11 protein-coding genes and 1 tRNA gene are annotated in these 9,958 nt (G+C 73.4%); 3 read left to right on the top strand and 9 right to left on the bottom strand.

Features of this window, described 5'->3' with window-relative positions; all coding sequences use genetic code 11:
• Positions 1-120 precede the first annotated feature (120 nt).
• Together RKE29_RS23945 and RKE29_RS23940 are read right to left on the bottom strand one after the other, a co-directional pair.
• Positions 121-885: an ABC transporter permease gene (locus RKE29_RS23945; protein WP_312007671.1), complete on the bottom strand. Its 765-nt coding sequence runs from the start codon at positions 883-885 to the stop codon at positions 121-123.
• 145 nt (positions 886-1,030) lie between these two features.
• The gene (locus RKE29_RS23940) at positions 1,031-1,882 is read right to left on the bottom strand and encodes an ABC-2 family transporter protein (RefSeq protein ID WP_312007669.1); all 852 of its coding nucleotides are present in this window, start codon (positions 1,880-1,882) and stop codon (positions 1,031-1,033) included.
• A 429-nt stretch (positions 1,883-2,311) separates the two neighbouring features.
• On the opposite strand from RKE29_RS23940, the gene RKE29_RS23935 reads away from it, so the two are divergent.
• Entirely contained in the window at positions 2,312-4,597 is a 2,286-nt protein-coding gene (locus RKE29_RS23935) for a transglycosylase domain-containing protein (RefSeq protein WP_312007668.1), read from the top strand.
• A 162-nt stretch (positions 4,598-4,759) separates the two neighbouring features.
• On the opposite strand, the gene RKE29_RS23930 is transcribed toward RKE29_RS23935, so the two are convergent.
• Together RKE29_RS23930 and RKE29_RS23925 are read right to left on the bottom strand one after the other, a co-directional pair.
• Positions 4,760-5,062: a co-chaperone GroES gene (locus tag RKE29_RS23930; RefSeq protein ID WP_312007670.1), complete on the bottom strand. Its 303-nt coding sequence runs from the start codon at positions 5,060-5,062 to the stop codon at positions 4,760-4,762.
• 92 nt (positions 5,063-5,154) lie between these two features.
• A complete protein-coding gene (locus RKE29_RS23925) occupies positions 5,155-5,475 on the bottom strand; it encodes a DUF3618 domain-containing protein (protein ID WP_312007667.1) in 321 nt (106 codons plus the stop codon).
• Between the two features lie 170 nt (positions 5,476-5,645).
• Here RKE29_RS23925 and bcp point away from each other — a divergent pair, with 170 nt between their 5' ends.
• Both bcp and RKE29_RS23915 read left to right on the top strand, forming a co-directional pair.
• Positions 5,646-6,113, top strand: coding sequence for a thioredoxin-dependent thiol peroxidase (bcp, locus tag RKE29_RS23920; RefSeq protein WP_312007666.1), 468 nt, complete (start codon positions 5,646-5,648; stop codon positions 6,111-6,113).
• 67 nt (positions 6,114-6,180) lie between these two features.
• A tRNA-Leu gene (locus tag RKE29_RS23915) sits at positions 6,181-6,264 on the top strand.
• A 121-nt stretch (positions 6,265-6,385) separates the two neighbouring features.
• On the opposite strand, the gene rdgB is transcribed toward RKE29_RS23915, so the two are convergent.
• The 5 genes from rdgB to RKE29_RS23890 form a co-directional block, all read right to left on the bottom strand.
• On the bottom strand, positions 6,386-6,991 hold the full coding sequence (gene rdgB / locus RKE29_RS23910; protein ID WP_312007665.1) for an RdgB/HAM1 family non-canonical purine NTP pyrophosphatase: 606 nt from the start codon (positions 6,989-6,991) through the stop codon (positions 6,386-6,388).
• Between the two features lie 7 nt (positions 6,992-6,998).
• Positions 6,999-7,400, bottom strand: coding sequence for a hypothetical protein (locus tag RKE29_RS23905; protein WP_312007664.1), 402 nt, complete (start codon positions 7,398-7,400; stop codon positions 6,999-7,001).
• Between the two features lie 110 nt (positions 7,401-7,510).
• Positions 7,511-8,251, bottom strand: a complete 741-nt coding sequence (gene rph / locus RKE29_RS23900; RefSeq protein WP_312007663.1) for a ribonuclease PH — start codon at positions 8,249-8,251, stop codon at positions 7,511-7,513.
• A 127-nt stretch (positions 8,252-8,378) separates the two neighbouring features.
• Positions 8,379-8,615, bottom strand: coding sequence for a PTS glucose/sucrose transporter subunit IIB (locus RKE29_RS23895; RefSeq protein WP_312007662.1), 237 nt, complete (start codon positions 8,613-8,615; stop codon positions 8,379-8,381).
• Between the two features lie 287 nt (positions 8,616-8,902).
• A complete protein-coding gene (locus RKE29_RS23890) occupies positions 8,903-9,661 on the bottom strand; it encodes an MBL fold metallo-hydrolase (RefSeq protein ID WP_312007661.1) in 759 nt (252 codons plus the stop codon).
• Between the last annotated feature and the right edge of the window lie 297 nt (positions 9,662-9,958).

Below are 9,958 nucleotides of genomic sequence, written 5' to 3'. Positions count from 1 at the left end.
CCCCGGCCCTGAACAAGCACCACCCCCGGAAAGCCGGGGCGGGTGCGCGCGGCCGTCCGGTACTCCCCCGGCCCGTCCGGCCCGCGCGCACCCGCCCCTCCCCGCCCCGGACCGCCGCCCTCAGCTCCCCGTGCTCCGGTACGCCCGCAGCCCCGCCCGCCACGCCAGGCCCGCCAGCGCGCAGCAGGCCGCCGCGACCAGCGGGGCGGCGAAGCCGGTCCACGGGGGCAGGCCCAGCGGGTTGGGGCGGCCCAGGACGTACAGGGCGGGCAGCCAGTTGACGAAGGCCAGCGGGATGACGAAGGTGACGCCGCGCAGCAGCTCCTTGGTGAACACCGTCGGCGGGTACTGGAGCATGGTCGTGCCGCCGTACGTGAACGAGTTCTGCACCTCGGAGGCGTCTCCGGCCCAGAACTGGAAGGCGCCGCCCGCCACGAACACCGCGCCGAAGATCGCGCCCCCGCACAGCGGCGTCAGCGCCAGCAGCACCGCGCGGGCCGGGGTCCAGTCGACGTCCACCTGGGTGAGCGACCAGATCAGCAGGGTCAGGCCCTGCGAGAGGCGGCCCAGCCTGCGCAGCGCGAAGCGGTCGGCGGCCACCTGGGCCAGCACCGGGGCCGGGCGCAGCAGCAGGACGTCCATGGTGCCGTCGCGGACCCGGCGGCCGATCCGGTCCGCGTTGCCCAGCACCAGGTCCGCCAGGCCGAAGGCGGTGCTGGTCGTGCCGTACAGCAGGGCGACCTCCGGCAGGCTGAAGCCGCCGAGGGCGTCCACCCGGGAGAACATCAGCACGATGGCGACGAAGTCGAGCCCGGTCGCCACGAAGTTCCCCACCGTCATGATCACGAAGGAGGTGCGGTACGTCATGGTCGAGCGCACCCACATGGCCGCGATGAGCCCGTAGGCGCGCAGGCCCAGGGCCAGGCGCGACGCCTCGCGCGGGCCGTGCGTCCCGGCGGGCCCGCGGCCCGCGCGAGCCGTCGCGAGACCGGCCGCCCCCGGCCCGGGCCCCGCCTCCGTCAGCCCCGGCTCAGCCACCCTGCACGACCACCCTCCGCGTCGCCACCGCCTGCACCGCCCGCCCGGCCGCCAGCAGCGCCGCCGCCCACCCGGCCTGGAAGGCCAGCGCCCGCGCCACGCCCAGGCCCCGGTGCTCCTCCAGGAATACGTCGGCGGGCACCTGGAGCATCGCCGACCAGGGCAGGGCGCGGGCGACCTCGCCGAGCGCGCCGGGGAAGACGTTCAGCGGAAGGACTATGCCGGAGAAGAACGTGCCCAGCAGGCCGCTAGCCATGAGCACGCCCGACCCGTCCAGCAGCCAGAAGGCGCTCAGCCCGACCAGGAAGCGCACGGTGAAGCCGACGCACACCGCCAGGGCCACGGAGACCAGGAACCACAGCCAGGTCAGCGGCGAGCCGGGCAGGGTCAGGTCGAACACGAGCGCGCCGAACGCCATGGGCAGGATGCCGCGCCCCAGGAGCTGGAACAGGGCCCGGCCCAGCTCTCCGGCCAGCCACCACAGCTGGAGGTCGACGGGCCGGTAGAGGTCCACGGCGATGTCGCCGGAGCGGATCCGGTCCTGGAGCTCGTCCGCGAAGCCGCCGCCCATCAGGGAGACCGTCGCGAGCAGGGCCTGGCCGAGCCAGACGAAGGTGAGCGCCTGCGAGGCGTCGTAGCCGCCGAGGTGCGGGCGCTGGTCCCACAGGGCCAGGTAGGTGTACGCGACGATGAAGCCGAAGACGGTGTTGGTGAACACTCCGGCCGCGGTCGCGACGCGGTAGGTCGCGTACCGGCGGAAGCCGCCGGCCGCGACGGCGGCGTACAGCCCTGCCGGTCCCGTCCACGTCGGCCCGGTCGGCACCGGTGCCCCGTCCGCCCGCATCGGCGTCGGTCCCCCTTCCGGTCGTACCGCTCCCCAGGCCGGCGACTTCCGGTCGTACCGCTCCCCCAGGCCGCCCGCTTCCCGTCGTACGCCGCCCCGGGCCGCCGGAGGGCCCCGGCCCCGCCGCGCCGGGCGGGCCCGCGCACAGCGTGCCCGCGGCGCTACGTTCCGAAGGCACCGACCTTAGCCGGGCGGCCGCGGGCCCGGCCACCGGATATCCGGGCGCCCGCGCGGGTCGGGGGGCGGTGGGGTGGGCGGCGCGTGAAGCCTGTCACAGAGCAGACACGGATGCGTGCCGCCCCCAGGTCACGGGCGCATGATGCGACAGTGTTCCATGGGGCGTAGGCCGCGTAGGACCGCGCGGAGCCCGCAGCTACCCAATCCCGCCGCAGCGCAACCCTTGGCGGCGGCCGAGGAGTCTCACCAGTCATGAGTGACGAGCCGCGACTGCATTACGGCGACGGCGCGGGGGACGCCGCCGCCTCCGAGGAGGGCGGCAGGCCCCGCCGTACCGGCTGGCGCCGCCTGGTGCCCACCTGGCGGTGGGTGCTCGGCGGAGCGCTGCTGTTCGTGGTGCTCCTCGCGGGCGCCCTGGTCTCCGGCTACCTGCTGGTCGACATCCCGGCCGCGAACAAGTCGGCCGTCGCGCAGAGCAACGTCTACCTGTACTCGGACGGCACGCCGCTGGCCCGCCAGGGCCAGGTCAACCGGGAGAACATCCGGCTCAGCCAGGTGCCCAAGACCACCCAGCGGGCGGTGCTGGCCGCCGAGGACCGCGACTTCTACTCCGAGTCGGCGGTAAACCCCGAAGCGATGGTCCGGGCCGCCTGGAACACGCTCACCGGCAAGGGCAGGCAGTCCGGCTCCACGATCACCCAGCAGTACGTGAAGAACTACTACCTGGACCAGGAGCAGACCGTCTCCCGGAAGGTGAAGGAGTTCTTCATCGCGATCAAGCTGGACCGCGAGGTGACCAAGGACGACATCCTTGAGGGCTACCTGAACACCAGCTACTTCGGCCGCAACGCGTACGGCATCCAGGCCGCCGCGCAGGCGTACTACGGCAAGGACGTGGGCGACCTCGACACCGCCGAGGGCGCCTACCTGGCGACGCTGCTCAACGCGCCCAGCGCGTACGACGTGGTCGCGTACCCGCAGAACCGGCGCGCGGCCACCGCCCGCTGGAACTACGTGCTGGACGGCATGGTCAAGCAGGGCTGGCTGGGCCGCGCCGAGCGGGAGCGGATGACCTTCCCCGCCCCGAAGGAGCCGTCCCCGCAGTCGGACCTGTCCGGGCAGCGCGGCTACCTGGTCGAGGCGGTCAACGAGTACATCATCGACAACGGCATCGTCGACGAGCAGCACCTGGCCCGCGGCGGCTACCGCATCACCACCACCATCGACCGCAAGAAGGAGGACGCCTTCGTCGCGGCCGCGCGGGAGCAGCTGATGGACCGGCTGAGCACGACCCGGAAGGTCGACCGGTACGTGCGGGCGGGCGGGGCCTCGATCGACCCGAAGACCGGCAAGGTGGTGGCCCTGTACGGCGGCGTCGACCACACCAAGCAGTTCGTGAACAACGCCACCCGGCGCGACTACCAGGTCGGCTCCACCTTCAAGCCGTTCGTGCTCACCTCCGCGGTGCAGCACGAGTCGAAGACCCAGGACGGCCGCCGGATCACCCCGAACACGCTGTACAACGGCGACAACGGGCGCATGGTCATGGGCCCGCAGGGCCCCACCGGCTACGCGCCCGACAACGAGGACTTCTACGACTACGGCCAGATCAACGTCACCCGCGCGACCGACAAGTCCGTGAACGCCGTGTACGCGCAGATGGCCGAGGACGTCGGCCCGGCGAAGGTGAAGGACACCGCCATCGCCCTGGGCGTCCCCGAGGACACCCCGGAGCTGGGCGCCTACCCGTCCATCGCGCTCGGCGTCGCCACCGCCAGCGTGCTGGACATGACGCAGGCGTACGCGACGCTGGCCAACCACGGGCGGCACGGCACGTACACCCTGGTGGAGAAGATCACCAAGAGCGGCGAAGAACTGGACCTGCCGAAGGCCGCGGTCAAGCAGGCGGTGCCGCGGGACGCCGCCGACACCACCACGCAGGTGCTGCGCAGCGTGGTGCGCGGCGGCACGGGCACGGCGGCGCGCGCGGCGGGGCGGCCCGCGGCGGGCAAGACGGGTACGGCGGAGGACGACAAGGCCGCCTGGTTCGCCGGCTACACCCCGGACCTGGCGACGGTGGTCGCGGTGATGGGCCAGGACCCGACGGGCAGGCACGTGCCGCTGTACGGGGCGACGGGCAAGCCCCGGCTGAACGGCGGCGACTACCCGGCGAAGATCTGGGCCGCGTACACCGCCGACGCGCTGCGCGGCCGGCCGAAGGCGCAGTTCGACCTGGACCAGGAGGGCGGCGCGGACAGGCCCGACCGGCCGTCGCGCACGTACGAGCCGACGTACGCCCCGCCGACCACCGCCTCCGAGCCCCCGGCCACCACGGCCCCGCCGACCAGCGAGCCGCCGACCGAGCCGACGTACGTCCCGCCGACGTTCACGCCGCCCACCGAGCCCACCGCCAGCCAGCCGCCCGGCTTCCCCATCGGCGGCGCGGGCGGCGGCGCAACGGAGCGGCCGGACACGGGGCTGGGCGCGCGCCGGTCGGACCGGCTCGTGGAGGAGACCGCGGACACGGGCGGCGGCTGACGCGGGCCCGCGAGGGGGTGCTGGCGGTACGCCGAGAGGGCGGTGAACGGTTCACCGCCCTCTCGGCCGGGACACGACGACGCGGCGGCACGCGCCGCACCGGGCGGCACGCGGCTACGCGGCTACCGACAGAGCCTGATGGCTACCGGTACGGCCCGGTGGCTACAGGTACAGCCCGGTGGCGTCGTCCGCCCCCTCCAGCCGCTCCGCGGCCACCGCGTGCAGCTCCCGCTCCCGCAGCAGCACGTACTGGACGCCGCGCACCTCGACCTCGGCCGGGTCCTCCGGGTCGTACAGCACCCGGTCGCCGGGCTCCACGGTCCGTACGTTCTGCCCGACCGCGACCACCTCGGCCCAGGCCAGCCGCCTGCCGACGGCCGCGGTCGCCGGGATCACGATGCCGCCGGTCGAACGGCGCTCGCCCTCCGGAATGTCGGTGCGGACCAGGACCCGGTCGTGCAGCATCCGGATGGGCAGCTTGTCATGGGACGTCTTCACACTCACGCCCCCGACCGTACCTGCCCGGGCGGCGTGCCGGTGCCGCGGGAGGGTGCCGCTTACGCCTGGTTCCGCCGCGAGGAGGCGAGCAGCAGGCCGGCCACCAGGACCACGGCGACGGCGGCCGGCACGATCCGCTCCATCCGGGGCGCCCCGTCGGGCGCGACGAACTGCCCGCGCACGTCGGTCACCGCCCGGTTGACGGCCACGTAGGCCCGCCCGGCGGTCCGGTCCACGGCCGACGCCGCCTTCGCCCGGGCGTCGCCGATGATCGTCTTCGGGTGCACGCGCACCCCGATCTCGTCGAGCGTCAGGGCGAGCTCCTGCCGCCTGCGGGCGATGTCCGCCGTGATCTGCGCAGGGGTCCTGGCATCCGACACCGCGCTGCCTCCGTACAGTCAGTCTCGATGGTCCGTGGGCACAGTCTGTCAGCTCCGTCACCCCCCTGCCCTACGGGGCCCCCGTTCGGGGACCGCCGCGGCGGCTAGGGTCGCTACCGTACGCGTGGACGTGCGCGGCGTACGCACCGACGTGACCGAGGAGACCCCCGATGAGTACCCGACTCGAACCCGGCGACACGGCCCCCGCCTTCACCCTCTCCGACGCGGACGGCAAGCAGGTCTCGCTGGCCGACCACGCGGGCCGCAAGGTGATCGTCTACTTCTACCCGGCCGCCCTCACCCCCGGCTGCACCAAGCAGGCGTGCGACTTCACCGACAACCTGGACCTGCTGGCCGGTCAGGGCTACGACGTCATCGGCATCTCCCCGGACAAGCCGGAGAAGCTGGCGAAGTTCCGCGAGAAGGAGAGCCTGCGGGTCACGCTGCTGGCGGACCCGGACAGGTCGGTCCTCACCGCGTACGGCGCCTTCGGCGAGAAGACGATGTACGGCCGGACCGTCACCGGGGTCATCCGCTCCACGGTCGTCGTGGACGAGGCGGGCAGGGTCGAGCGCGCGCTGTACAACGTGCGGGCGACGGGCCACGTGGCCAAACTCATCCGCGACCTGGGGCTGTAGCGGCCGGCCGCATAGCACAGGCGCGGGTGCCCCGTCGGCCGCCCAGCGGATACGATGTGGGCGGCCGGCGGCGGTGGCGCAGTGGTGACGCAGCAGATTTAGGTTCTGTGGCCCCTGACAGGGCTTGAGGGTTCGAATCCCTTCCGCCGCACGTCGAGCGGCCTGCGGTGCGGTGTCGCATCGCAGGCCGTTTTCACGTTTCCGCCGTTTTCACAGTTCTTCCGCCGTTGCCACGACGTCGTGCCGCGCCCCCGGCCGGTGGCGCCGCTCCGCTACCCGCCCAGCAGCTCCCGCACCGCCGGGGCCAGCGCGCGGAACGCCCGGCCCCGGTGGCTGATCGCGTTCTTCTCCTCGGCGGTCAGCTCGGCGCAGGTGCGGGTGTCGCCCTCCGGCTGGAGGATCGGGTCGTAGCCGAAGCCGCCGTCGCCGGACGGCGCGTGGCGCAGGGTGCCGCGCAGGCGGCCCTCGGTCACGCGTTCGGTGCCGTCCGGCAGGGCCAGGGCCGCGGCGCACGCGAAGTGGGCGCCGCGGTGCCCGTCGGGGATGTCGGCGAGCTGGGCGAGCAGCAGGTCGAGGTTGGCCCGGTCGTCGCCGTGCTTGCCCGCCCAGCGGGCCGAGAAGATGCCGGGCGCGCCGCCGAGCACGTCCACGCACAGGCCGGAGTCGTCGGCGACGGCCAGGTGGCCGGTGGCGCGGGCCAGGGCGTGGGCCTTGAGCAGGGCGTTCTCGGCGAAGGTCACGCCGGTCTCCGGTACGTCGGGGATGTCCGGGTAGGCGTCGGCGCCGACCAGGTCGACAGCGAGGCCGGCCGCGCCGAGGATGGCGCGCAGCTCGATGACCTTGTGGGCGTTGCGGGTGGCGAGGATCAGACGCTGCATGAGGGGATTATCCGGGAGTGCAGACGTCGGTCAGCTCGCCGGCCGCGTCCCGCAGCGGGGCCAGGTCGGGCGTCTCGCCCTTGTCCGCGGCCGTACGGATGTTGGTGACGGCCTTCTGGAGGTGGTCCACGGCCTTGTCGACATCCGCGTTGTCGCCGTGCTTCCTGAGCTTGTCGATGTCCTTTTCGAGGGCGTCGAGGGCCTGGTCGGCCTCGTCCGGGTTGACCGCGGCGTTGGTCAGGCCTCTCTGGAGATCGTCGATGTCGCCCGTCACGTCCACGGCGAAGCGGGCGCAGTCGACGGCCTTGGCGACCGTGTCGCATCCCGTCAGGGCCGGGACGGCGAGGGCCACGAGGGCCGCGGCGGCGAGGGTGGTGACGGCGGTGGTACGGCGGTGGCGCGGCGCCATGAAACGTTTCCTCCCGGGTGGGGCACCCCGGGCGCGCGCGGTGCCCGCCCGTACCTGAGTGCCCGTCTCACTGAACGCGGGGAAGGCGGGGCGTGGTTGCCCACGCCATGTCAGGCGTCCGCCCGTGCCTCCGCCAGCGCCTCCCGCTGGATCGCGTCCAGCTCCGCGCAGCCGGCCGCCGCGAGGTCCAGCAGCTCGGTCAGCTCCGCGCGCGCGAACGGCTCGCCCTCCGCCGTCCCCTGCACCTCCACGAACCGGCCGTCGCCCGTGCAGACCACGTTCATGTCGGTCTCGGCGCGCACGTCCTCCTCGTAGCACAGGTCGAGCAGCGGCACGCCGCCGACGATGCCGACGCTGACCGCCGACACCGTCCCGGCCAGCGGCTGCCGACCGGGCTTGACGAGCTTTCGGCCGCGCGCCCAGCCCACCGCGTCGGCCAGGGCCACGTACGCGCCGGTGATGGCGGCGGTGCGGGTGCCGCCGTCGGCCTGGAGGACGTCGCAGTCCAGGACGACGGTGTTCTCGCCGAGGGCCTTGTAGTCGATGACGGCCCGCAGCGAACGGCCGATGAGGCGGGAGATCTCGTGCGTGCGGCCGCCGATGCGGCCACGGACGGACTCGCGGTCGCCGCGGGAGTTGGTGGCGCGCGGCAGCATCGCGTACTCGGCGGTGACCCACCCCTGGCCGCTGCCTTTGCGCCAGCGCGGCACGCCCTCGGTGAAGCTGGCCGTGCACAGCACGCGCGTGTCTCCGAAGGAGACGAGGACCGAGCCCTCGGCGTGCTTGCTCCATCCGCGTTCGATGGTCACGGGGCGGAGTTGGCCGGGGTCGCGGCCGTCGATACGAGACATGGGGGGAGCCTATCGGGAACGCGGAAGGACCCGTTCGGTCCCGGACACCGGCCAGCGGGCAGCGGGCACTGGTAGGCGGTCAGCCGGTCAGCCGGTCAGCCGGTCAGCCGGTCAGCCGGTCAGCCGGTCACATGAGGTTTTCGATCTCCGTGACGACCGGGTGCGCGTCCGTGCCGATGACCACCTGCACCGCCGCGCCCATCTTCACCACCCCGTGCGCTCCGGCCGACTTCAGGGCCGCCTCGTCCACCCGTCCGGGGTCGAACACCTCGGTGCGCAGCCGGGTGACACAGCCCTCGATACCCGCGATGTTGTCGATTCCGCCGAGCCCGGCGACGATCTTCTCGGCCTTGCTGGTGGCCATGTCCACTCCTGCTGGTCGCGGCCCGTCCCGGCTCGCTCCGGACCGCCTCGGCCCGCCTCTCGCCCGTCTCGGCCTGTTTCGGGTTCACCCGGCTTGCCCCGGCCCCCGGCCACACCGACAAGCGGTCTTTCATACGTTAACCGTGTTCATCCGGATGCGCAGGGGTAGCGCGCGCCGCCGGACGACGCCCGGGCGCGCCGCGGGGTCCGGGCGGTCAGGGCTGCCCCCGGGGGTTCCTCGGGAGGTACGGGCGGGAAGCGGCCGTGGCGGGCGGTCCGGCCCGCGCGCTACAGCTCGTAGACCGCGCCCGCCCGCGCCAGCTCCACCGGGCCCGGGAAGACCTCGCGGGCGTCCCGCTGGTTGACGTGCGAGTCGGTCCACGGCGGGATGTGGGTCAGCACCAGGCGGCCGACGTCCGCGCGCCGCGCGTGCTCGCCGGCCTCCCGCCCGTTGAGGTGCAGCCCGGGGATGTCCTCCTTGCCGTGCGTGAACGCCGCCTCGCACAGGAAGAGGTCGGCGCCCACCGCCAGCTCGTGCAGCGCCTCGCACGCCCCGGTGTCACCCGAGTAGACCAGGGACCGCCCGCCGTACTCGATGCGGAAGCCGTACGCCTCCACCGGATGGCACACCTGCGCGGCCCGCACCGTGAACGGGCCGACGGTGAAGGTGCCGGTGGCGGGGGTCAGGGTGCGGAAGTCGAAGACCTCCCGCATGCACTTGTCGTCCGGCACGTCGTCGTAGGCGGCGACGAGCCGCCGCTCGGTGTCCTCGGGCCCGTACACTGGCAGCGCGTCGGCCCGGCCGCCCTCGTACCGGTAGTAACGGGCGACGAAGTACCCGCACATGTCGATCCAGTGGTCGGGGTGCAGGTGGGAGAGGATCACGGCGTCCAGGTCGTACAGGCCGCAGTGTCTTTGAAGCTCACCCAGCGAGCCGTTGCCCATGTCGAGCAGGAGCCGGAAGCCGTCGGCCTCGACAAGATAGCTCGAACAGGGCGAGTCCGCGGACGGGAAGGACCCCGAGCATCCGACGACGGTGAGCTTCATGGAGCAGGAACCTCCTTGAGGGTCCCCATGCCGGAGGCCAGGGGCAAATGCGGGGGGTCTCATGCGGTGCCCACGAGGGTAAGGGGCGAAAGCCCAGGTCGCCCACATCACCGGCCTGCGGTGTGGGCGGAATCACCAGGACGGGCCCGGTCCCGGCACCCCTTCGGAAGGGGTATTCCCCGCCAGATCACCCACCTTTCACCGGATTCCGCGCCTCCTCGGCCGGGCGGTGCCCTCTGGGCCGTACGGGCGGGCTTCCGGCCAGCCGTACGGGCGGGCGGCCGGTGGCGGGCGGGC

The organism is Streptomyces sp. B1866, assembly GCF_031932565.1.
In the GTDB taxonomy this organism is placed as follows: domain Bacteria; phylum Actinomycetota; class Actinomycetes; order Streptomycetales; family Streptomycetaceae; genus Streptomyces.
The sequence above is the reverse complement of the archived record's forward strand: the minus strand, read 5'-3'. Positions and strand labels throughout refer to the sequence as shown.